General features: G+C 69.0%; 21 protein-coding genes. 16 read left to right on the top strand and 5 right to left on the bottom strand.

Annotated features, from left to right (window positions below):
- Positions 1 to 158 precede the first annotated feature (158 nt).
- Together ompR and ACODTB_RS06315 are read left to right on the top strand one after the other, a co-directional pair.
- Complete coding sequence (gene ompR, locus ACODTB_RS06320) at positions 159 to 890, top strand: osmolarity response regulator transcription factor OmpR (protein ID WP_291121876.1); 732 nt, start codon at positions 159 to 161, stop codon at positions 888 to 890.
- Entirely contained in the window at positions 890 to 2,293 is a 1,404-nt protein-coding gene (locus ACODTB_RS06315; protein WP_488929178.1) for a sensor histidine kinase, read from the top strand. The genes ompR and ACODTB_RS06315 overlap by 1 nt, the downstream gene beginning before the upstream one ends.
- Here ACODTB_RS06315 and ispF read toward each other — a convergent pair.
- On the bottom strand, positions 2,277 to 2,780 hold the full coding sequence (ispF, locus tag ACODTB_RS06310; protein WP_291120254.1) for a 2-C-methyl-D-erythritol 2,4-cyclodiphosphate synthase: 504 nt from the start codon (positions 2,778 to 2,780) through the stop codon (positions 2,277 to 2,279). The two genes, ACODTB_RS06315 and ispF, sit on opposite strands and share 17 nt — an antisense overlap.
- Positions 2,777 to 3,499, bottom strand: a complete 723-nt coding sequence (gene ispD, locus ACODTB_RS06305) for a 2-C-methyl-D-erythritol 4-phosphate cytidylyltransferase (RefSeq protein WP_291120257.1) — start codon at positions 3,497 to 3,499, stop codon at positions 2,777 to 2,779. Before ispD ends, ispF begins: the two co-directional genes overlap by 4 nt.
- 119 nt (positions 3,500 to 3,618) lie before the next feature.
- Here ispD and mfd point away from each other — a divergent pair, with 119 nt between their 5' ends.
- On the top strand, positions 3,619 to 7,128 hold the full coding sequence (mfd, locus tag ACODTB_RS06300) for a transcription-repair coupling factor (RefSeq protein WP_291120260.1): 3,510 nt from the start codon (positions 3,619 to 3,621) through the stop codon (positions 7,126 to 7,128).
- On the opposite strand, the gene ACODTB_RS06295 is transcribed toward mfd, so the two are convergent.
- Complete coding sequence (locus tag ACODTB_RS06295) at positions 7,103 to 7,549, bottom strand: GNAT family N-acetyltransferase (RefSeq protein ID WP_291120263.1); 447 nt, start codon at positions 7,547 to 7,549, stop codon at positions 7,103 to 7,105. The genes mfd and ACODTB_RS06295 overlap by 26 nt on opposite strands.
- Before the next feature lie 44 nt (positions 7,550 to 7,593).
- Between ACODTB_RS06295 and serB the strand changes: the two genes are divergently transcribed.
- Together serB and ACODTB_RS06285 are read left to right on the top strand one after the other, a co-directional pair.
- Positions 7,594 to 8,319 carry a phosphoserine phosphatase SerB gene (serB, locus tag ACODTB_RS06290; RefSeq protein ID WP_291120265.1) on the top strand — a complete coding sequence of 242 codons (726 nt, stop codon included), beginning with the start codon at positions 7,594 to 7,596 and terminating at the stop codon, positions 8,317 to 8,319.
- Between the two features lie 14 nt (positions 8,320 to 8,333).
- Positions 8,334 to 8,885 carry a redoxin family protein gene (locus ACODTB_RS06285; RefSeq protein ID WP_291120267.1) on the top strand — a complete coding sequence of 184 codons (552 nt, stop codon included), beginning with the start codon at positions 8,334 to 8,336 and terminating at the stop codon, positions 8,883 to 8,885.
- A 3-nt stretch (positions 8,886 to 8,888) separates the two neighbouring features.
- Here the strand turns inward: ACODTB_RS06285 and ACODTB_RS06280 are convergent, their stop codons facing one another.
- Positions 8,889 to 9,254: a translation initiation factor Sui1 gene (locus ACODTB_RS06280; RefSeq protein WP_291120269.1), complete on the bottom strand. Its 366-nt coding sequence runs from the start codon at positions 9,252 to 9,254 to the stop codon at positions 8,889 to 8,891.
- 40 nt (positions 9,255 to 9,294) lie between these two features.
- Between ACODTB_RS06280 and ACODTB_RS06275 the strand changes: the two genes are divergently transcribed.
- A complete protein-coding gene (locus ACODTB_RS06275) occupies positions 9,295 to 10,542 on the top strand; it encodes a DEAD/DEAH box helicase (protein ID WP_291120272.1) in 1,248 nt (415 codons plus the stop codon).
- A 1-nt stretch (position 10,543) separates the two neighbouring features.
- Here ACODTB_RS06275 and ACODTB_RS06270 read toward each other — a convergent pair whose 3' ends face one another.
- The gene (locus ACODTB_RS06270) at positions 10,544 to 11,464 is read right to left on the bottom strand and encodes a LysR family transcriptional regulator (RefSeq protein ID WP_488929177.1); all 921 of its coding nucleotides are present in this window, start codon (positions 11,462 to 11,464) and stop codon (positions 10,544 to 10,546) included.
- Between the two features lie 163 nt (positions 11,465 to 11,627).
- Here ACODTB_RS06270 and ACODTB_RS06265 point away from each other — a divergent pair, with 163 nt between their 5' ends.
- The 10 genes from ACODTB_RS06265 to ACODTB_RS06220 all read left to right on the top strand — a co-directional run bounded on the left by ACODTB_RS06265 (position 11,628) and on the right by ACODTB_RS06220 (position 22,966).
- The gene (locus tag ACODTB_RS06265) at positions 11,628 to 12,866 is read left to right on the top strand and encodes an NAD(P)/FAD-dependent oxidoreductase (protein ID WP_291120277.1); all 1,239 of its coding nucleotides are present in this window, start codon (positions 11,628 to 11,630) and stop codon (positions 12,864 to 12,866) included.
- A gap of 9 nt (positions 12,867 to 12,875) precedes the next feature.
- The gene (locus tag ACODTB_RS06260) at positions 12,876 to 14,831 is read left to right on the top strand and encodes a hydantoinase/oxoprolinase family protein (protein WP_488929176.1); all 1,956 of its coding nucleotides are present in this window, start codon (positions 12,876 to 12,878) and stop codon (positions 14,829 to 14,831) included.
- Positions 14,828 to 16,429 carry a hydantoinase B/oxoprolinase family protein gene (locus ACODTB_RS06255; protein ID WP_291120284.1) on the top strand — a complete coding sequence of 534 codons (1,602 nt, stop codon included), beginning with the start codon at positions 14,828 to 14,830 and terminating at the stop codon, positions 16,427 to 16,429. The genes ACODTB_RS06260 and ACODTB_RS06255 overlap by 4 nt, the downstream gene beginning before the upstream one ends.
- 13 nt (positions 16,430 to 16,442) lie before the next feature.
- Entirely contained in the window at positions 16,443 to 17,423 is a 981-nt protein-coding gene (locus ACODTB_RS06250; protein ID WP_291120287.1) for a Bug family tripartite tricarboxylate transporter substrate binding protein, read from the top strand.
- Positions 17,424 to 17,430: 7 nt separating this feature from the next.
- Entirely contained in the window at positions 17,431 to 17,832 is a 402-nt protein-coding gene (locus tag ACODTB_RS06245; RefSeq protein WP_291120290.1) for a RidA family protein, read from the top strand.
- A 107-nt stretch (positions 17,833 to 17,939) separates the two neighbouring features.
- Positions 17,940 to 18,605, top strand: coding sequence for a TetR family transcriptional regulator C-terminal domain-containing protein (locus tag ACODTB_RS06240; protein WP_291120293.1), 666 nt, complete (start codon positions 17,940 to 17,942; stop codon positions 18,603 to 18,605).
- Between the two features lie 122 nt (positions 18,606 to 18,727).
- Entirely contained in the window at positions 18,728 to 19,747 is a 1,020-nt protein-coding gene (locus ACODTB_RS06235) for a PDR/VanB family oxidoreductase (RefSeq protein ID WP_291120295.1), read from the top strand.
- 11 nt (positions 19,748 to 19,758) lie between these two features.
- A complete protein-coding gene (locus tag ACODTB_RS06230) occupies positions 19,759 to 21,018 on the top strand; it encodes an amidohydrolase family protein (RefSeq protein ID WP_291120298.1) in 1,260 nt (419 codons plus the stop codon).
- A 21-nt stretch (positions 21,019 to 21,039) separates the two neighbouring features.
- On the top strand, positions 21,040 to 21,897 hold the full coding sequence (locus ACODTB_RS06225; protein WP_291120300.1) for a creatininase family protein: 858 nt from the start codon (positions 21,040 to 21,042) through the stop codon (positions 21,895 to 21,897).
- A gap of 70 nt (positions 21,898 to 21,967) precedes the next feature.
- Entirely contained in the window at positions 21,968 to 22,966 is a 999-nt protein-coding gene (locus tag ACODTB_RS06220) for an ABC transporter substrate-binding protein (protein ID WP_488929175.1), read from the top strand.
- Positions 22,967 to 22,990 lie beyond the last annotated feature (24 nt).

Genomic DNA, 22,990 nt, shown 5'->3' with positions numbered 1-22,990 from the left:
GTATGGTCAATTCGCCGATTGTGTGATGTGGGCGAGGTGAAGCGGCGGAGTATGTGGGCAACATCTGTAACAGCGTGTCATAAAAATAAAAAATGAGTGCTGACAAGCACTTGGCGCTGCCACAATCGAGTTTGTTACATTTAACGGAAGTTGCTCCCATGCCACAAACCACTGTCCGTCCCAACAAAGTGCTGGTCGTCGACGACGACGTCCGCATCCGCGACCTGCTGCGCCGCTACCTCATGCAGGAAGGCTTCGAGGTCATGCTGGCCGAAGACGGCAAGGCCCTCAACCGGGTTCTGCAACGCGACTCGGTCGACATCATCGTGCTCGACCTGATGATGCCCGGCGAAGACGGCCTGTCGATCTGCCGCCGCCTGCGCGCCAATGGCGACCGCACGCCCATCATCATGCTCACCGCCAAGAGCGAGGATGTGGACCGCATCGTGGGCCTGGAGGTCGGCGCCGACGACTACCTGGGCAAACCCTTCAACCCGCGCGAGCTGCTGGCCCGCATCCACGCCGTGCTGCGCCGCCGCCCACCCACCGAGGTGCCTGGCGCACCGTCGCAGGACCAGGAAGTGGTGAAGTTCGGCCCGTTCGAATTCGACCTGAGCCTGCGCACCCTGCGCAAGGAAGGCGCCGACCTGCCGCTGACCACCGGCGAATTCGCCATGCTCAAGGCCCTGGTGCGCCACCCGCGCCAGCCCCTGTCGCGCGAAAAACTGGCCCAGCTGGCGCGCGGCCGCGAGTTCGAGCCCTTTGACCGCAGCCTGGACGTGCAGGTTTCCCGCCTGCGCAAGCTGATCGAAGAGGACGCCGCTTCGCCGCGTTACCTGCAAACCGTCTGGGGTGTGGGTTACGTCTTCGTGCCCGATGGCAATGCCTGATGTCCGACGAGTCACGCGTTCCGTTCGAGACCCAGCCGGCCTCGCTGGAGACAGCGCCCGCCCCGCTGGACATGCGTCCCTCGCGGGGCGTGAGCCTGTTCTGGCGCACGTTCTTCTTTCTGGCGCTGCTGCTGGTCGGCTGCACCGTCGCCTGGCTGCAGACCTTCCGCGCGCTGGAGTACGAGCCGCGGGCGCTGCAGAGCGCGAACCAGCTGGCCTCGCTGGTCAACCTCAGCCGGGCCGCCCTGGTGCACTCGGACGCCATCGCCCGGGTCTCGCTGATCAAGACCCTGGCCAGTGAGGAAGGCCTGCGCATCGCACCGCGTGAGCCCACCGACACCTTCCGCCTCTACAACACCGATGCACTGAGCCGCAACGTGGCCGAGCGCCTGCGGGGCCGGCTCGGGCCCGACACCCTGGTGGCGCGCGAAGTCAATGGCGCGCCAGGCCTGTGGATCGGCTTCACCATCGACGGCGACCCCTACTGGCTGCTCACCGATCCCTCGCGCATCGGCCCGGTGGCGGGCACCACCTGGCTGATATGGCTGGGCACCGCCGCCCTGCTCTCACTCACGGGCGCGGCGCTGATCGCGCGCCTGATCAACCGGCCGCTGAAGAAGCTCTCGTTCGCGGCCAGCCGCGTGCGTGAAGGCGACTTCAACGCCAGCCAGCTCAACGAAGCCGTGGCCACCAGCGAGATCCGCGAGGTCAACATCGGCTTCAACCGCATGGCCCAGCGGCTTTCCAAGATCGAGCAGGACCGGGCCCTGATGCTCGCCGGCATCTCGCACGACCTGCGCACGCCGCTGGCCCGCCTGCGCCTGGAAACCGAGATGAGCGTGGACGACGCGCAAGCGCGCGAGCACATGGCGGCCGATATCGACCAGGTCAACGCGATCATCGACAAGTTCCTCGACTACGCCCGCCCCGACCACCTCAAGCCCGAGCGCGTGAGCCTCAATCAGGTGGTAGACGCCGCGATCTTCTCGGTCGGCCAGGACCCGAACACCTACATCACCACCAACATCCCGCGCGACACCGCCGTGATGGGCGACGCGGTGGAACTGCAACGCGTGTTCTCCAACCTGATCGAGAACGCCATGCGCTACGGGCGCGACCCGGAAACCGGCATCGCCAAGATCGACATCGCGGCCAAGGCCAAGGACGACCACGTCCTGGTCAAGCTGCGCGACCACGGGCAAGGCGTCAATCCGGAGCAGCTCGAACAGCTGACCCAGCCCTTCTACCGGGGCGACGTCTCGCGCTCGGCCGCGACCGGGACCGGCCTGGGCCTGGCCATCGTGGACCGAGCCATCGCGCGCATGGGCGGCCGTTTCGCGCTGGCCAACAGCAGCACCGGGGGCCTGGCGGCCCACATGAAGCTGGTCAAGGCGCCGTCTTGACGAGCAGCGCCACGGCGCGCGCCTCGATCGACAGGCCCTGCCCCACGGGGCCGATCTTCTCGGCCGTCTTGGCCTTCACGTTGACCTGACCGGGCGCCAGCCCCAGCGTGCGGGCGATGCCTTCGCACATGGCAGCGATGTGGGGCGCCAGCTTGGGCGCCTGCGCAATCACGGTGCTGTCGATGTTGCCGATCTCGAAACCCTTCTCGCGCACCCGGCGCGCCGCTTCGGCCAGCAGCACACTGGAATCGGCTCCTTTGAAGCGCTCGTCGGTGTCGGGGAAATGGCGGCCGATGTCGCCCAGCGCTGCCGCACCCAGCAGCGCGTCGGTGATGGCGTGCAGCAGCACATCGGCATCGGAATGGCCGAGCAAGCCCTGGCTGTGGGGGATGCGAATGCCGCCGATGATGAGCGGCCGCCCGGGCACCAGGGCGTGCACGTCCCAGCCCTCGCCGATGCGCAACGATGGAAGGGAGGTGGTCTTCATGATCGGCTCCTGAGCACGGCTTCGGCCAGTGCGAAGTCTTCGGGGTAGGTGACTTTGAAGTTCTGCGCGCTGCCGCGCACCAGCAGCGGCCGATGGCCCGCCATCTCCATGGCGCTGGCCTCGTCGGTCACACCGGCGAAGCCGCCGGGCGCCGTGGCCGCCAGCGCGGCCTGCAAGGCACCCAGGCGAAACATCTGCGGCGTCTGCGCCAGCCACTTGTCGGCGCGCTCCACCGTGGCCGCCACGCGCCCACCGGTTTCGGTCTTGAGCGTGTCCGGCAAAGGCAGCGCCAGCAGTCCGCCCACGGCGTCGTTCCAGCAGGCATCGATCAGGGCATCCACCTGGGCCGGCGTGACGAGGCAGCGCGCGGCGTCGTGCACCAGCACCCAGTCGTGCGCGTCTGCACCCTGCTCGCGCAAAGCCTGCAGGCCGTTGAACACGCTCTCGGCGCGCGTGGCCCCGCCGCAGCGCGCCAGCGTGGTGCCCACGGGCGGCGAGGCCCAGAAAGCGTCGTCGGGTGCGATGACAACCACACAGCCCTGCAGGCGCGCCACGGCTCGCAAGGCCGCCAGGGTGTGCATCACCATGGGCTGGCCGGCGATCGGCTGGTACTGCTTGGGGATGTCGGTGCCGGCTCGGGTGCCGGTCCCCGCACAGGGCAGCAGCGCATGGTATCGGGGAGCGCCCGGGCGGGTCAATTCGGTGTCGGCATGGGGCATGGTGTGCCTGCATTCTAAAATCAGCCCTCACACCCCCGCCCTCCCGGTCGGGGGTGTTCGTCATGGCCGCACTGGCCCACCACGCACTCAAGTCCACCCCGCACGCCCCTCCATCTCCCATGGACTTGCCCAAACTCATCCCCGGCAAACGCCACACCGTGCCGCACCCCGGCGGCTCGGCCGATGCCCTGATGCTGGCCCAGCTGGGCGAGCGCGAGAAGGCCGCCGGCCGCCTCACCGCCATCGTCACCGCCGACGCCAACGATGCGCAGCGCCTGATCGACGAGATGGCGTTCTTCGCGCCCGGCCTGCGCTGCGCCCTCTTCCCCGACTGGGAAACGCTGCCCTACGACACCTTCTCGCCGCACCAGGACCTGATCAGCGAACGCCTGGCCACGCTCTGGCGCATCTCGCAGCGCGACAAGGACACCGGCGCCGACGTGGTGCTCGTCCCCGCCACCACCGCGCTGTACCGGCTCGCGCCGCCCTCCTTTCTGGCCGGCTACACCTTCCACTTCAAGGTCAAGCAGAAGCTGGATGAAGCCCGACTCAAGGGCCAGCTGACCCTGGCGGGCTACCAGCACGTGACGCAGGTCGTGAGCCCCGGCGAGTACGCGGTGCGCGGCGGTCTGATCGACCTCTTCCCCATGGGCAGCCTGGTGCCCTACCGGGTGGACCTGTTCGACGACGAGATCGACAGCATCCGCACCTTCGACCCCGACAGCCAGCGCAGCCTGTACCCGGTGAACGAGGTAAGGCTGCTGCCCGGGCGCGAGTTTCCGATGGACGACACGGCGCGCGCCAAATTCCGCAGCCGCTGGCGCGAGCTGCTCGAAGGCGACCCGACCAAGAGCCGAATCTACAAGGACATCGGCAACGGCGTGGCCACCGCCGGCATCGAGTACTACCTGCCGCTGTTCTTCGACGACACCGCCACCGTGTTCGACTACCTCGGCGCGGACGCAACCGTGGTGCTGCACGGCGACCTCGAGCCCGCCTTCCAGCGCTTCTGGCAGGACACCAAGGACCGACACCGCCTGCTGCGCGGCGACACCGAGCGGCCGGTGCTGCCGCCCGAAGCGCTGTTCCTGGGCACCGAGCAGTTCTACACCCGCGCCAACCAGCACGCGCAGTACGTGGTGCGCCCGGCGCAACAGGAGATCGAACACGGCGCGCACGTGCAGAAGCTGGGCGACCTGTCCGTGGTGCGCGGCGCCGAAGACCCGCTCGCTCGCCTGCAGGCCCACATCCGCAACACCGCGCACCGCGTGCTGCTGCTGGCCGAAAGCGATGGCCGGCGCGAAAGCCTGCTGGACTTCCTGCGCGCCAGCGGCGTCAACCCACCGGCCTTCGATTCGCTCGCCGAGTTCCAGGCCAGCGACGAAAAGACCGGCATCGCCACCGCCGCGCTCGCGGTCGGCTTCTCCTGGCTGGACGACGGCATCGACTTTGTCACCGAGACCGAACTCTTCGCCGCCGGGCCCACCACGCGCCGGCGCAAGAAGCAGGAACAGGTCAGCGACGTCGACGCGCTGATCAAGGACCTGTCCGAGCTCAACCTGGGCGACCCCGTGGTGCACAACGCACATGGCATCGGCCGCTACCGCGGCCTGGTCAACATGGACATGGGGGAGAAGAACCCCGACGGCAGCCCCGCGCTGCAGGAATTCCTGCACCTGGAATACGCCGACAAGGCCGTGCTGTATGTGCCGGTCAGCCAGTTGCAGCTGATCGGCCGCTACACCGGCGTGAGCGCCGACGAGGCGCCGCTGCACAAACTGGGCAGCGGGCAGTGGGAGAAAGCCAAGCGCAAGGCAGCCGAGCAAGTTCGCGACGCCGCCGCCGAACTGCTCAACATCTACGCGCGCCGCGCCGCGCGACAGGGCCATGCGTTCCGTTACTCCGCGCAGGACTACGAGGTGTTCGCCAACGACTTCGGCTTCGAGGAAACCGCCGACCAGAAGGCCGCCATCCACGCCGTGATCCAGGACATGATCAGCCCGCGCCCCATGGACCGTCTGGTCTGCGGCGACGTGGGCTTCGGCAAGACCGAGGTCGCCCTGCGCGCTGCCTTCGTGGCCGTCACCGGCGGGCGCCAGGTCGCCTTCCTCGCGCCCACCACGCTGCTGGCCGAACAGCACTTCCAGACGCTGTCCGACCGCTTTTCGAAATGGCCCGTGAAGGTGGCCGAAATGAGCCGTTTCCGTTCGGCCAAGGAAATCACCGCCGCCGCCAAGGGCCTGGCCGACGGCTCGGTGGACATCGTGGTCGGCACGCACAAGCTGCTCAGCGAAAGCGTGAAGTTCAAGGACCTGGGCCTGCTCATCATCGATGAGGAACACCGCTTCGGCGTGCGCCACAAGGAACAGATGAAGGCCTTGCGCGCCGAGGTCGACGTGCTCACGCTCACCGCCACGCCGATCCCGCGCACGCTGGGCATGGCGCTCGAAGGCCTGCGCGATCTCTCCGTGATCGCCACGGCACCGCAGCGCCGCCTGGCCATCAAGACCTTCGTGCGCAACGAGGGCAACGGCGTGATCCGCGAAGCCGTGCTGCGCGAACTCAAGCGCGGCGGTCAGGTCTACTTCCTGCACAACGAGGTGGAGACCATCGAGAACCGGCGCCAGAAGCTGGAAGAGATATTGCCCGAGGCGCGCATCGCCATCGCGCACGGTCAGATGCCCGAACGCGAGCTGGAGCGCGTGATGCGCGACTTCGTGGCGCAGCGCTTCAATGTGCTGCTGTGCTCCACCATCATCGAGACCGGCATCGACGTGCCCACGGCCAACACCATCGTGATGAGCCGCGCCGACAAGTTCGGCCTGGCGCAGCTGCACCAGCTGCGCGGCCGCGTGGGCCGCAGCCACCACCAGGCCTACGCCTACCTCATGGTCCCCGACATCGAAGGCCTGACCAAGCAGGCGGCGCAGCGGCTGGACGCGATCCAGCAGATGGAGGAACTTGGCAGCGGCTTCTACCTGGCGATGCACGACCTGGAAATCCGCGGCGCGGGCGAGGTGCTGGGTGAGAACCAGAGCGGCAACATGCTGGAAGTGGGCTTCCAGCTCTACAACGAGATGCTCAGCGAAGCGGTGAGCTCGCTCAAGGCCGGGCGCGAGCCCGACCTGCTCTCACCGCTGTCGGTGACCACCGACATCAACCTGCACGCCCCCGCCTTGCTGCCCAACGACTACTGCGGCGACGTGCACCTGCGCCTGTCCTTCTACAAGAAGCTGGCCACAGCGAAGACCACCGACCAGGTCGATGCCCTGCTCGAAGAAATCGTGGACCGGTTCGGCAAGCTGCCGCCACAGGCGCAGACGCTGATCGACGTGCACCGCCTGCGCTGCATCAGCACACCCTATGGTGTCGTCAAAGTCGATGCGGCACCGGGCGTGACGAACATCACCTTCCGCGCCAACCCGCCGTTCGAGCCGATGCGCATCATCGAACTGATCCAGAAGAACCGCCACATCAAGCTCGCCGGCAACGACAAGCTGCGCATCGAACGCCCCCTGCCCGAGGTGAAGGACCGCGTGCAGCTGGTGCGCGACGTGCTGCGCAGTTTGGGGACGCTGAAGTCCCCCGTCGAAGCGCCTGTTGTCAACCCAGCGTCTGGTGGTAGGTGATGTACACGTCTTCCCGCACGTACCCCAGTGACTCGTACAGGCACTGTGCCGCTTTGTTGGTGGTGGCCGTGTCCAGCGTCAGGCGCTGCGCCCCAAGCTGCGCGAAGTGCTCGGTCAGATAGCCCATCAGATGCCGCGCATGGCCCTTTTTCCGCTCCGACGCCACAACATACAGATCGGACAGGTAATAGTAAGGTCGCAGTGCCAGGGAGCAGACTGCTGGATACAGCTGGGAAAAAGCCAGCGGCTTGCCTTCATCGCTTAGCAGCAGAAAGATCTTTGAACGTCGCTGCTCGATGTTTTGCGCGATAAAGTTCCGGCAAGCCAACACATCGCTTTCGTGCTTGTAGAAGATCCGATAGTCGTTGAACAGCTCGGACAGCACGTCCAATTGAGCGTTCGTGCAGTGAACAATTTGCATCGCATTCCCTCTTGAATGACAAGAACTTTAGCCTCATCCAACCCATGACCACCGCCACCGAATTCACCCCCGGCCTCACCGTCCAGGGCTTCACCCCTCCACTCAAGCTCAGCGACTTCAAGCTCATTGCCTTCGACATGGACTCGACGCTCATCAGCATCGAATGCGTGGACGAGATCGCCGATGCCGTGGGCAAGAAGGCCGAGGTGGCCGCCATCACCGAGGCCGCCATGCGCGGCGAGATCACCGATTACAAGGACAGCCTTCGCAAGCGCGTGGCGTTGCTGCGCGGCGTGACCATCGCCGACATGGAGCAGGTCTACACCGAGCGCCTGCGCATCAACCCGGGCGCGGCCGAGCTGGTGCGCGCCTGCAAGGCCGCCGGCCTGAAGGTGCTGCTGGTCTCGGGCGGGTTCACCTTTTTCAGCGAGCGCGTGCGCCAGACGCTGGGCATCGACTTCACCCGCGCCAACGTGCTCGAGGTGGAAAGCGGCCCGAACTGCGGGCAGCTCACCGGACACATGGTGGATCAGCCCTGGGGCGACATCTGCGACGGTGCCGAGAAACGCCGCACGCTGCTCGAGGTGGCCTCGTTGCTGGGCATCGAGCCCTCGCAGTGCATCGCCATGGGCGACGGCGCCAACGACCTGCCCATGATGGGTGTGGCCGGCCTCTCGGTGGCCTACCACGCCAAGCCCGCCGTGCGCGCGCAGGCCATGGTGGCCATCAACGAAGGCGGGCTCGACCGCCTGCTCGAAGTCCTGCGCTGAACACGCTGATGTCCATGCCGCTGCGCCTTGCCCGCTTCGCGCAGTCGCTGCGCCAACGGTGGAAAAGCCACCTCACCACCCTGGCACTGGTGCTGGCCGTGCTGCTGGGCGTGCAAGTCTGGCAGACGCGCGATGTGCCGAGTGGCCCCGCGCCCGATCTGGCCCTCACCCTGGTGCAGCCCGACGGCAGCGAGCGCCGCACGACCCTGGCGCAATGGCGCGCCGACCACCCCGGCCAGCCCGTGGCCCTGCACGTGTGGGCCGAGTGGTGTCCCATCTGCCGCACGGAAGAACACAGCGTGACCCGGCTCTCGGCGGACTGGCCGGTGCTCACCATCGCCATGCAATCCGGTCAGGCCGGCCCCGTGGCCCGCGTGCTCGGGCAGCGGCAGTTGCCCTGGGCCACGGCGATCGATCCGCGCGGCGAGATCGCCCGCCAGTTCGGCTTCAAGGCCGTGCCAGCCTTCGTGGTGGTGGATGCCCAGGGCCGGTTGCGCACGCCCACGGTCGGCTACACCAGCGAGATCGGCATGCGGCTGCGACTGTGGTGGGCGCGCCTGGTCTGAGCTTCAGCCGCCCGCGCGCTTGACGGCGTGGCCCTGCGCCTTCAACGCGGCCATCACCTTCTCGATGTGGTCGCCCTGGATCTCGATCACACCGTCCTTCACCGTGCCACCCGTCCCGCAGGCCGCCTTGAGCTGCTTGCCCAGCGCGGCCAAGGCCGCCGCGTCCAGCGCCACGCCCTTGACCAGCGTGACCGCCTTGCCACCCCGGCCCTTGGTCTCGCGCGAAACGCGCACCACGCCATCGCCCGCCGGCACGGCACTGGCCCGTTGTTTGCACACGCATTGCGCCACCGGCTGGCGGCAGTCAGGGCACATGCGGCCCGCATCGGTGGAGTAGACCAGGCCACCGGTCGAAAGCTTGTTCTTCATGGGGCCGCATCATGCCCGGGCCGGTACACTGCCCCGATCCATGCCATTCACCGCCCTGGGCCTCGCGCCCGCCCTCGCCCAAGCCGCCGCCGAACTCGGCTTCACCACGCCCACCCCGATCCAGCGTGAAGCCATTCCGGCCGTGCTGACCGGCCACGACCTGCTCGCCACCGCGCAGACCGGCTCCGGCAAGACCGCCGCCTACGCCCTGCCCCTGCTGCAACGGCTCACCCAGGCCACCACCCATTCGCCGCGCCGCGTGCGCGCGCTGGTGGTCGTGCCCACGCGCGAACTCGCGGCGCAGGCCGGCGAGGTGGTGCGTGCGCTGGCGCAGCACCTGCCGCGCCAGCCCAAAGTGGCCGTGGTGTTCGGCGGCGTGTCGATCAATCCGCAGATGATGGCGCTGCGCGGCGGCGCCGACGTGGTGGTCGCCACGCCCGGGCGCCTGCTCGATCTGGTGGAACACAACGCGCTGCGCCTGTCGGCGGTGGAGCTGCTGGTGCTCGACGAAGCCGACCGCCTGCTGGACCTGGGCTTCGCCGATGAACTCGCGCGCGTGCTCGCCCTGCTGCCCACCCAGCGGCAGAACCTCTTCTTCTCAGCCACCTTCCCTTCGGCGGTGCAGGCGCTGGCCGACGCGCTGCTGCGCGAACCCCTGCGCATCGACGTGTCCGCCGCGCCGGCCGAGGCCGCGGTGATCCTGCAACAGGTCTTTCTGGTCGACAGCACGCGCCGCACACAGCTGTTGCGCCAGCTCATCAAGGACCAGGGCTGGCAGCGCGTGCTGGTGTTCGTGGCCACGCAGTACGCGGCCGAGCGCGTGGCCGCCAAGCTGCACCACGGCGACCTGTACGCCACTTCCTTCCACGGCGGCCTGAGCCAGGGTGCGCGCCAGCAGGCGCTGGGCGAGTTCAAGGAAAAGCGCTGGGACGTGGTCGTCACCACCGACCTGGCCGCGCGCGGCATCGACATCGAGCAACTGCCGGTGGTGGTGAACTACGACCTGCCGCGCTCGGCGGTGGACCACGTGCACCGCATCGGCCGCACCGGCCGCGCCGGTGCGAGCGGCCTGGCGGTGAGCTTCGTGAGCCCGGCCACCGAAGCCCACTGGCGCCTGATCGAGAAACGCCAGGGCCTCTCCCTGCCACTCGAAGTGCTGCCCGGTTTCGAGCCCACCGAAACCGCGCCACCGCCTTCGCCAGGCGACGGTGGCATCAAGGGCAAACGGCCCAGCAAGAAGGACAAGCTGCGCGCAGCCGCGGCAGCTGCCACCCGCAAGCCGGACTGATTCAGCCCTGAGCCACCTTGCCCGCGCGCCGGGCACCCCCACCGCGCTGCCGCAACAGATCGAGAAAGGTGGCCGCCGCCGGCGACAGCGACTGCCCCTTGCGCTGGTACACGAAGTACTCGCGCTGGATCGCCGGCGCGCGCAGCGGCACGAAGCGCACGCCGAAGTTGTCGGCGAACGAACGCGCGTACTCCGGTGCGAGCAGCACGCCCATGCCGTGGCCGGCCAGTGCCATCGCCGTGGTGAGAAAGCCCACGTCGCTCGCCGTGTCCAGCGAGAAGTCGTGGCCGTGCGTGTGCAGCGCACGCTCCACGTGGCGGCCAAACTCATGGGAATAACTGATCCAGCGCTCGTCGCGCAGCTCTTTCCACGAAACGCTGGCGCGCCCGTAGGCCGGGTGCCCCTTCGGGCACACCAGGCGGATCGGCACGTTCATGAGGAAGCTGCGCGTGACGTCCTCGCCCGTCACGCGCTCGGGGCCGATGCCCAGCTCCACCGCACCATGGCGCACGGTGTCCACCACGTCGTCGGCCACAGCGTCTTTCAGGCGCAGGCTGATGCCAGGGTGCTGCTGGCCAAACTCGGTGAGCACCGAGGCCACCCAGGTGCAGGCCATCATCTGCGACGTGGACACGCGCAGAAAGCCGCGGCGCAAGGCGCGGATCTCGGAAGCGCCCTCGACCACCTGGCGAACGTCCTCCAGGATGCGCTGCGCCAGCGGCAGCAGGTTCTTGCCGGCCTCGGTGAGCGTGATGGCCGTGCGGCTGCGGTCGAACAGCTGCAGGTGCAGCTCCTGCTCCAGCTGCTGCACCAGCATGCTCACCGCCGACTGCGTGAGGCTGAGCTGGCGCGCAGCGCCGGTGAAGCTGCCGCTCTGCGTCACGGCTGCGAAGGCCCGCATCTGTCTCAAGCTGATGTTCATCGCGTGCACCCATCTGGTTCAGAAGCGGTGCCCGCGGGCGTGCATGCACCATCATCAGATTTCATGATGAATGTATCAAAAGAATTCGCTTGTTTGATGTATGGCGTGCTCCCTAGAATGCCGCGAGACAACCTCGTCCCCTTCAAAAGAAACCGCTGATCCCATGCACATCGCCGTTGTAGGCACAGGCATCGTCGGCGCCTGCACAGCCGCCTGGCTGCAGCGCGACGGCCACCAGATCACCTTCGTCGATCCGCTGGAACCAGGCGAAGCCTGTTCATTCGGCAACGCCGGCTCCCTGTCCCCCAGCGCCTGCCTGCCAGTGGGCATGCCCAACATGTGGAAGAAAGTGCCCAGCTGGCTGCTCGACCCGCTGGGGCCGCTGACCATCCGCACCACCTACCTGCCGCGCGTGCTGCCCTGGCTGCTGCGCATGCTGCAGCACTCCACGCCGCAGGAGGTCACGCGCATCGCCACGGCGCTGCAGACCCTGCTGCGCCCAATCTTCGATTGCTACGGCCCGCTGCTCGACCACGCCGACGCGAACGCCCTGGTGCGCCGCAGCGGCTGCCTGTACGTCTATTCCTCGCGCGAGGCCGCCGACCAGTGGAAGTGGGGCATGGCGCTGCGCAAGTCCCTCGGCGTGAACCTCATCAACGTCGAACGCGATGAGCTGGAAGAGCTTGAGCCCGACCTGAAGGGGCGCTTTCGCTTCGGCATCCTGGCGCCCGACAACGGCTCCACGCTGGACCCGTCGCAACTGGTCAAGGCCCTGGTCGCACAAAGCGTGCGCGACGGCGCCCGCCACGACCACCGCTCGGTCACCGGCTTCGAGCGCGAAGGCCGGCGCGTCACCGGCCTGCGCATGGACCGCGGCGAACCACTCGCGGTCGATGGCGTGGTGGTGGCCGCCGGTGCCTGGTCCGGCCAGCTCGCGAAGCAGCTCGGCGACCGCGTGCCGCTGGAAACCCAGCGCGGCTACCACGTGACCGTGCGCAGCTCCAACCTGAAGCTGCGCCACACTGTGATGGCGTCGGAAAACAACATCATGGTCAACCCCATGGCCATGGGCCTGCGGCTTGCCGGCACGGTGGAGTTCGCCGGCCTCAAGCGCGCACCCAACTACGAGCGCGCCCAGGCGCTGCTGCGCCAGGGCCAGCTGCTGTTCCCGCACCTGGACACCTCGGAAGTGACGCAGTGGATGGGCCACCGCCCCTGCATGCCCGACAGCCTGCCGGTGATCGACCGCAGCCGCGATGCCGACAACGCCTGGCTCGCCTTCGGCCACGGCCACATGGGCATGTGCATGGGCGCCACCACCGGCCGCGAGGTCGCCCACCTGGTGGCGGGCCGCGCCACGCAGGTGGACCTGTCGCCCTTCAGCGCGCGGCGCTTCCGCTGAAAGGCCGGCATGAGCACACCGAGCTGGGCCATCGGCATCGACATGGGTGGCACCTTCATCGACGTGGTGGCCTGCGCCTCGGACGGCGCACTGCGCAGCCTCAAGCACCCGCGCGAGGCCGGTCAGCTGGTGCAGCCCATCCTGCAGGCGGTGCAGCGCATGCTCGATGAGAACGGCATCGCGCCCACCCAGGTCGCGCGCATCGTGCACGGTTCCACCGTGGTCACCAACCTGCTGCTGGAGCAGAACGACGGCCCGGTGGCCGTGATCACCAACACCGGCATGCGCGACATCCTCGCGCTGGCCCGCCAGGACCGGCGCGACCTGTACACCGCCGCCGTGCTGCCGCCCACCCCCGAGCGCCGCCTCTTTCCCGCCGCGCACCGCGTCGAGATCGCCGGGCGCGTGGACGCGCACGGCGACGAGATCGAGCCGCTGGACCGCGAACAGGTCACCGCCCTGGCCCACCGCATCGCTGCCTCGGGCCTGCGCTCGGTCGCGGTCTGCCTGCTGTTCTCCCACCTGCGACCGGCGCACGAGCAGCAGGTGCGCACCTGGCTGCTCGAAGCGCAACCGGAACTGATGGTCTCGCTCTCCAGCGAGGTCGACCCCAAGCCGCGCGAGTTCGAGCGTTTCCTCGCCACCGCCTTCGACGCCTACAGCAAGCCCATGGTGCAGCAGTACCTGCAGTCGCTGGGCGGCGCGCTGGCCGAACGCGGCCTGCCCGCGCCCGCGCTGATGCGCTCCGAAGGTGGCATCGCACCCTGGCAGGATGCCGTGGCGCGCCCCATCGGCCTGGCCATGTCCGGCCCTTGCGCCGCGCTGCAGGGCGTGGCCGCGAGCCTGCCCGACAGCGATGCCGCGCAGGTGGTCATGTCGATCGACGTGGGCGGCACCAGCACCGACATCGGCATCCTCGAAGCCGGACGCCCCCTTTTCACCGACACACTGCTCTGCGGCGACCTCGCGCTGCGGCTGCGCTGCGCCGATGTGGAATCGCTCTCCATCGGCGGCGGCAGCCTGGCCAGCGTGAACGCCGGCGGCGGCCTGCGCCTGGGCCCGCGCTCGCAAGGCGCCTGGCCCGGCCCCGCGGCCTACGGCCTGGGCGGAACGAACGCCACCTTGACCGACGCCCTGCTGCTGCTCGGCCGCCTGCCGCACCGGCTCTCCGGCGGCGTGGTGCTGGACGTGGCGCTGGCCGAAGCGGCCGTGGCGCGCGACGTCGCGTTGCCCCTGGGCATTGCCACCATCGACGCGGCGAAAGCCATCGCGGCCACCGCCGCCACGGCCATGGCCGAGAGCGTGAAGATGCGCGCCTTCCAGCGCCACATCCACCCCGCCGACTGCCTGCTCGTCGCGGCGGGTGGCGGTGGCGCCCAGCACGTGGCCGAGGTGGCCGAGCTCGCGGGCGTGTCGCAGGTGCGCGTGATCGCGCACGCCGGCGTGGTCGCCGCGCTGGGCCTGCTGGCCTCGCCGCCCACGCAGACAGTAGAAAAGGCCTGCTCGATGTCGCTGAATGCCGACGGCCTGGCCGCGCTCACCGGCCTGCGCGACGCACTGCAACCCAGCACCGACTGCGCAGCCATTCGTTGGAGCCTGGAGATCCTGCACCGGGGCCAAGGCAGCCCGGTGGAAGTGGCGTGGCTGCCCGAAGACGACCTGCCGACGCTGCAGGCGCGCTTCGCCGCGCGCTACGAAGCCCTCCGCGGCCAGATGCCCGCGCGCAGCGATGCGCTGGTCGGCCTGCTGCGCGGTGTGTTCGAACAGGCCGTGCCCCAGCCCGGCGTCAACGCCCACCACCTGCGGCCCGACCCCGCGCTCTGGGCCGGCTGCGCTCCCACGGGCCAGGGTCCGCAGGCCCTGTTCGCGGCCACCACCACGGTGTGGGTGCCGGCGGGCTGGCAATGGGCGCACGAGGCCGACGGCTCCCTGCTGCTGACGCAGGCCGAGGAGGCACGCGCATGAACGAACACCTGATCCTCATGGAGCCCGTGCGGCTGGCGCTGCAGGGCATCGTGGACCGCATGCAGAGCCGCATGATGCGCGCGGCCTACTCGTCGATCGCGCGCGAAGGCGGCGACTGCGCCGCCGCCGTCTTCCTGCCCGACGGCCGCCTGCTCGCGCAGGCGCGCTCGCTGCCGCTGCTGCTGGGTTCGCTGATCCCCGCCGTCGCCGGCGTCCTGAAGCGTTTTCCCGCGCCACAGATGACCGAGGGCGACGCCTACCTCATGAACGACCCCTGGTCGGGCGGCACGCACCTGCCCGACCTGATCGTGGTGCGGCCCATCGTCCGCGAAGGCGTCACCATCGCCCTGGCCGCCGCCATCCTGCACCACCAGGATGTGGGCGGCATGGCGCCCGGCTCGATCCCACCCAACGCCACCGACATCCACCAGGAAGGCCTGCGCATCCCGCCGGTGCGCTGGCGCGCGGCCGGCGTGGTGGACAGCAACGTCGAGACCCTGCTCACCGCCAACAGCCGCACGCCGGGCAACCTGGTCGGCGACCTGAACGCGCAGTGGTCCGCCGTGAGCCTGGGTGCGCGCGAGACCGCCGCACTGCAGGCGCGCACCGGCCCCGCCTTCAACGCCGTGTGCGACGCCCTGCTCGCGCAGTCCGAGCGCATGACGCGCGATGCGTTGCGCCAGGTGCCCGACGGCGCCTGGCAGTGGGAAGACCAGCTCGACGGCGACGGCATCGACGACGCGCCCGTGCGCATCGCGGTGAGCCTGCGCAAGCAGGGCGACGCGCTGACGATCGACTTCACCGGCTCGTCGCCGCAGACACGCGGACCGGTGAACGCCTCGCCCTCGAGCATGATGTCGGCCATCCTGTTCTTCATGCGCTCGCTCGCGCCGCAGGCGCCGAACAACGCGGGCTGCCTCGCGCCCGCCACCTGGGTGCTGCCCGAAGGCAGCGTGGTCAACCCGCGCCTGCCCGCCGCCGTGAACGCGCGCACCGCCACGCTCAAGCTCGCCTGCAACGCCATGCTCAGCGCCTGGTCGCTCGGTGCCTCGCGCGAGCCGCTGGCCTCGAACGCGGGCGTGGCCACGGTGCTCTCGCTCGGTGGCACCGGGGCCAACGGCCAGCGCTGGCTGCTCACCGAGATCATCGCCAGCGGCGCGGGCGCGAGCGCGCAGGCCGATGGCACCAGCGGCATTTCCACCGACGTGGGCAATGCGCGCAACACGCCGGTGGAGGTGATCGAATCCGAAGCGCCGCTGCGCGTGAGCACCTACGCGATCCGCGAAGGCTCCGGCGGCGTGGGCCGCTTCGTGGGTGGCCATGGCGTGCGGCGGGTATACCTATTGCTAGATGGACAGGGCAGCGTCTCCTACCGGGGCGAACGCCATGTCAGCCGCGCGCGCGGCAGCCAGGGCGGTGGCGACGGTTCTCCGTCGGCCGCCCGCATCGAAAGAGCCGATGGCCGCATCGACGTGTTGCCCGCCCGGGCGCGCGTCGAGTGGTCGGCGGGGGACAGGCTCGTCATAGAAACGGCCGGAGGAGGCGCTTGGGGTGCACCAGACCACACGCTGGTGGCACCGAAAGACCAACCCACATGAAAGTGATTTCGCCATGAACCGCATCGCCACCACCTTCGCGCTCGCGGCCACGCTCGCCGTGACCGCGCTCGCGCCCTCGCTCGCTTCGGCGCAGGCCTACCCCAGCAAACTGGTGCGCATCGTCGTGCCCTTCCCGCCCGGCGGCAGCACCGACCTGCTCGCGCGCAAGCTCGGCGAGAAACTCACCGTCACCTGGAAACAGACCGTGGTGGTGGACAACCGCGCGGGGGCCGGCGGCACCGTGGGCGCGGACCACGTCTCCAAGTCCGAGTCGGACGGCCACACGCTGCTGCTGGGCGTGACCGGCAGCAACGGCATCGCCGGCGCGCTTTACCCCAACCTGCCCTACGACATGGTCAAGGGCTTCACGCCGGTCACGGCCGTGGTGAGCGCGCCGCTGCTGATCGTGAAGAACCCCAACCTGCCGGCGAAGAACCTGCAGGAACTGATCGCGGCCGCGCGCGCCAAGCCCGCCTCGATCACCTACGGCTCGCCCGGCAGCGGCACTTCGATGCACCTGACCGGCGAGATGTTCAAGCTCGCCACCAAGGCGTCGTTCCTGCACATCCCGTACCGCGGCAGCGCCGGTGCGCTCACCGACCTCATGGGTGGCCAGATCGACCTCATGTTCGGCGACGTGCTGGTGGTGATGCCGCAGATCCAGGCCGGCAAACTGGTGCCCTTGGCCGTCACGTCCAAAGAGCGCCACCCGCTGTTTCCCAACGTGCCCACCGTCGCCGAGAGCGGCTACCCCGGCTTCGAGGCGCTGTCGTGGCAAGGCCTGTTCGCGCCGCCCGGCACGCCGGCGGCCATCGTCGAGAAGATCAACAAGGACGTGAACGCCGCGCTGGCCAGCCCCGACATCCAGGAGTACTTCGTCTCGCGCGGCTTCAAGCTCGGCGGCAGCAGCGCCACCGAGTACAAGGCCTTCATCGAATCGGAAACGAAGAAGTGGGCCTCCATCGTCAAGGCCTCCGGTGCCAAACCCGACTGACCCCCGCATGAGCCCCAACCCCGGCATTGAACACATCGGGCCGCCCGTGGAACGGGCCGGCAAGGTCCAGCCCATCTCCCCGGCGGTGGTGGTCGAGGACCGGCTGGTTTTCGTCGCGGGCCAGGTGCCCATGCGCAACGGGCAGCCGGCCGGTGAGGACATCGCGAGCCAGACCCACTACACCCTGGACCTGATCGAAGCCATCCTGCAGCGCGCCGGCTGCACGCTGGCCGATGTGGTCAAGACCACGGTGTGGCTGGTCAACGCCAAGGACTACCCCGGCTTCAATGAGGCCTACGCCGAGCGCTTCCCCGCGGCCACGGCGCCCGCGCGTTCGACCGTCATTTCCGGCCTGATTGCGCCCGTGTTGGTGGAGATCGAGGCGGTGGCCCTGCGCCGCCCCGGCTGAGCCCGTGGCGAGGGGCTGGCCGCGCGCACCAGAATGGCGCGCCTGCTATCATGAAATCCCACTTTTCAGCGCGTCGTGGCCGGCTCCGGCCCACGCGACTCCGGACCATGACAGCTGCAGATTCCCCGGCACGGCGCGAGCCCCGCGCCGCCACCCCCACGCTTGCGCGCCCCGCACGTGCGGTGCGGGAAAGCCGACAGCGCATCCTCGCCGCCATCCGGGAAGCGGCCACCCAGGAGTTCAGCCTGCATGGCCTCAAGGGCACCTCCACCCAGGCCATCGCCGAGCGCGCCGGCCTGACCAAGCCCCAGCTGCACTACTACATCACCGGCAAGGAGGAGCTCTACAACGAGCTGCTGGACTCGGTGATGATGGCCTGGAAGATCGAGTTCGCACCGCCCGGCCTGACCGAGCCGGCCGACATCCTGAGCCACTACATCCGCCAGAAGCTGGACCATGCCTTCGACCAGCCGACGGTCTCGCGCATCTTCACGCGCGAGATCCTGGACGGTGGCCACAACCTGGGGCGCTACTGGCCCAACGCCCGCACCTGGGTCCAGAAGGAAGTCGGCATCATCAACGGCTGGATCGCGCGCGGTCTGATGAAGCCCATGAACGCGCACCTGCTGCTCATGCACATCTGGGCCATGACGCAGCACCACGCCGATTTCGCGCTGCAGGTGCGCCACATCTGCGGGCCCCTGGACCGCGAGGCCGTGGCCAACGAGCTCATCCCGTTCATCCTGCGCGGCTGCGGCCTGCTGCGCGACTGAGCGCGCTGTGGCGCCAACGACACGCGGCGCCACCTTCCTTCCCTGAATCTGCGGGTTTTCACGGTTTCCCCGGGGATGATTTTTCTTATACTGACCAAACAGTCAAATTAAATGGTCAGAAATTGAGCTCGATCAACACGCCAGCGGGCCAACCGGTCCATGCCAGCCCCCCGAACGGCCCCGCGCCACGCGGTGACCTGACCATCCGCGTCGCCCGCGTCGTGCGCCACACCGACGAGGTGAACAGCTATGTGCTGCAGCGCATCGACGGCCTGCCCCTGCCGGCCTGCGAGGCCGGCGCGCACGTGGACGTGCACCTGCCCGGCGGCCTGGTGCGCAGCTATTCGCTCTGCGGCGATCCGACGCGCACCACGGAGTCGTACGAGATCGCGGTCAAGCGCGAAGACACCGGCCGCGGCGGCTCGCGCGCCCTGCACATGTGGGTGCGCGAAGGCGAGATCCTGCGCATCGGCCTGCCGCGCAACCAGTTCCGCCTGGCGCCGAACGCGGCCCACCACCTGCTGCTGGGCGGTGGCATCGGCGTGACGCCCCTGGTCTCCATGGCGCATGCGCTGCACGCGCTGGGCGCGCCGTTCACGCTCGCGGTGTTCGCGCGCAGTTCCAAGCACCTGGCCTTGTGCAGCACGCTCGACCACGCACCCTGGCGGCGCAACGTGCAGGTGCACTTCGACAGCGTGCCGTCGCCCACCCGCCCCTCTTCCGTGATCGCCCAGGCGCCGGCCGGTTCCCACGTCTACTTCTGTGGGCCCGAGGGTTTCATGACCCACGTGCGCGAGGCCTGCCAGAGCTGGCCGGCCGAGCGCGTGCACTTCGAGTACTTCAGCGCCCCGACCCAGCCCCAGGCCGCCCCGGCCCAGACGTCGGGTTTCGAGGTGCTGCTCGCGCGCCGCCAGCTGCGCCTGCCCGTGGCGCCGGGCAAAAGCATCGCCCACGTGCTGCAAGGCGCGGGCGTGGCGGTGGACACCGTGTGCGAACAAGGCATCTGCGGCTCCTGCCTCACGCCCTACCTCGATGGCACGCCGGACCACCAGGACGCGTGCATGACCGAGGCCGAGCGCGCCACGCACGTGGCGATCTGCTGCGCGCGCAGCCACTCGCCCACCCTGACCCTCGACCTCTGAACCCCACCCCCATGCCGCAGCCGCCCGCCGCCCCCGACTTCATCGCCAACGCGCGGCTGCCGCGCTGGCTGCTGCCGACCGACTGGCCCACCGACCGCGCCGGCCCGGCCCTGGCGCTGCTAGAACTGGCCCAGGGCCGTGTGACCCGCACCTCGCCCATCACCGGCACCGTCAGGGTCACCGGCCAGGGCTGGGACGTGCAGGGCGCGCCGGTGCTGCCCGGGATGGTCGATGCGCACACGCACCTGGACAAGGCCTTCATCCTGCCGCGCATGGGCGCCGTGAAGCCCGGCCTGCTCGGCGCGATCGACGCGGTGATCGGCGACCGCGCCCACTGGACCCACGCCGACCTGCGCGAGCGCGCCGAGCGCGGCCTGCAATGGGCCTGGGAGGCCGGAACCACGCACCTGCGCACCCACATCGACTGGTGGGACCCCAGCACCCCGCCCCTGGCGTGGGAGGTGATCACCGAACTCGCCGCCGAATGGCGCGGCCGCGTGCGGCTCGAACAGGTCGCCCTGATCAAGCTCGGCCTGTTCCAGGACCGCGACGAGGCGCAGGCCCTGGCGCGCCGCGTCGCCGCCACCGGCCCGCACGCGCTGCTCGGCGGTTTCGTGCACTCCAGCAACTGGGACGCCAACGCCCTGCGCCACCTCGTGCACGCCGCGCAGGCGGTCGATCTGGACCTGGACCTGCACGTGGACGAGGAACTCCATCCCGGCGCGCAAGGCCTGGCCTTCATCGCGCTGCTGCTGCGCGACATCGGCTTCACCGGCCGCGTGGTCTGCGGCCACAACTGCGCGCTAGCGGCCCAGCCCGAGGACCAGGCGCTGGCCACGCTGGACGCCGTGGCGCGCGCGCCGATCACACTGGTGTCGCTGCCCATCACCAACCTGCTGCTGCAGGACGCCATCACCGGCCGCACGCCGCGCCTGCGCGGCCTCATGCTGGTGAAGGAAGCGCGCGAGCGCGGCATCCCGCTGCTGTTCGCCAGCGACAACGTGCAGGACCCGTTCTGCCGCGTCGGCAGCCTGGACCCGCTCGAAGCCATGCAGGCCGCCACGCTGGCCGGTCAGCTCGACACCCCTTTCGACACCTGGTCCGACGCGCTGTGCCGCGCCGACTGGCTGCAGCGCCAGCCGCTGGCCCGCGCCACGCTGGACGGCGCGAGCGCCGACCTCGTGGTCTTCACCGCCTCGGACACCCATGCCTGGCCCTCGCGCACCGCGCCCCGCGTGGTGCTGCGCAACGGCCGCCCCCTCATTCCCTGACTCCCCACAAGGACCCGCCCCATGATGCACGGCTACTTCCCCCCGCACCGTTTCCTGCCCTACCTGGCCTGGACGGAAATCACCGCGCTGCCCGACCGCGAGAACACGGTCATCGTGCTGCCGGTGGGGGCCACCGAACAGCATGGGCCGCACCTGCCGTGCTCGGTCGACACCGTGATCGCCGCGGGCGTCATCGGCAAGGCCTTCGAGCGCCTGCCCGCCGAGATCCGCGCCTTCGGCCTGCCCCCCATCACCTACGGCAAGTCCGAAGAGCACCTGCACTTCGCGGGCACCATGACGCTCACCGGCACCACCCTGCTCTCGACCATGATCGAGCTGGGCGAGTCGGTCTACCGCTCGGGTTTCCGCAAGCTGGTGTTCGCCAACGGCCATGGTGGCCAGCCGCAGGTGCTGGAGATGGCCGCTCGCGAGCTGCGCCTGCGCCATGGCGATTTCGTCGTCGTGCCCTATGGCGTCTCGCGCGTGCCCAACGTCTCGGGCAAGTTCATCAGCGACGAAGAACGCAAGCTCTCCATGCACGCTGGCCATTCGGAAACCGCGCTGATGCTCGCGCTGGCGCCCGACACGGTGCACATGGAGCGCGCGGCCGCGTACTTCCCGCCGCCCTTCCCGTCCAAGACGCTCTCGGCCGATGGCCGACCGGCCTGCGCCTGGGTGGCGCGCGACTTCGGCCCCAGCGGCGTCATCGGCGACCCCACCACCGCCACGCGCGAACAGGGCGAAGCCATCCTCGACAGCCTGGCCAACAGCTGGGTCCAGGCCATCACCGAACTCTTCACCATGCGCTGGGTCGTTCGCGATGAACCGACCTGGGAGCGTGGCCACTTCACCGGTCACATCCAGCAGACGCTGGGCTGATCGATCCACCGTTCCGTTTCCCTCCCGCGCTCCTCCGTCCCACCCCCACCCTTCGACAGAAAGGCCTGCCATGTCCTCCTCCGCATCCCTGACCCGACTGTGCCGAGCCCTCGGCGCCACCGCCCTGGGCGTCCTGAGCCTGAGCGCCGCCCAGGCGCAGGAAAAGTTCACCTTCATGACCAACTGGTACGCGCAGGCCGAGCACGGCGGCTACTACCAGGCCATCGCGAACGGCATCTACAAGAAGCACGGGCTGGACGTGACCATCAAGATGGGCGGCCCGCAGATCAACATCATCCAGATCATGGCCGCCGGCCAGGCCGACTGCATCATGGGCGCGACCGACACGCAGATGATGGTGGCGCGCGGCAACGGCCTGCCCATCGTCAACGTGGCCGCCATCTTCCAGAAGGACCCACAGGTGCTGATCGCCCACGAGGACGTGAAGTCCTTCGAGGACATGAAGGGCAAGACCATCCTGATCGCGCCCACGGCGATGCGTGGCATGTGGTCCTGGCTCAAGGGCAAGTACGGCTACACCGACGCGCAGGCGCGGCCCTACACCTACAACATCCAGCCCTTCGTGGCCGACAAGAACGTCGTGCAGATGGGCTTCCTCTCGTCCGAGCCGTTCGCGATCCAGAAGGCCGGCGTGAAGGCCAACTCTTTCCTGCTGGCCGACCAGGGCTACCCTCCCTACGCCAACCTGATCTCCTGCATGGACAAGACCGTCAAGGAGCGCGAGAAGACCGTGGCCGCCTTCGTGAAAGCCACGGCCGAAGGCTACAAGAGCTACCTGGCCGACCCGGCGCCCGCCAACGCGCTGATCAAGAAGGACAACCCCAACATGACCGACGACCAGCTCAACTACGGCATCGGCAAGCTCAAGGAGATGGGCATCATCACCAGCGGCGACGCCGCCAAGCAGGGCATCGGCATCATCACGCGCGAGCGCCTGCTCAAGACGCACGCCTTCCTGGTCGAGAACGAGATGATCGACCCGGCCAAGGTCAACATCGACCAGGCCTACCGTTTCGACCTCGCCCGCGACGCCAAGGTGCTGCCCTGAGCGACGGCGGTGCGCCGTGCCCGG

The organism is Hydrogenophaga sp. FG152, assembly GCF_057809615.1.
The sequence above is the reverse complement of the archived record's forward strand: the minus strand, read 5'-3'. Positions and strand labels throughout refer to the sequence as shown.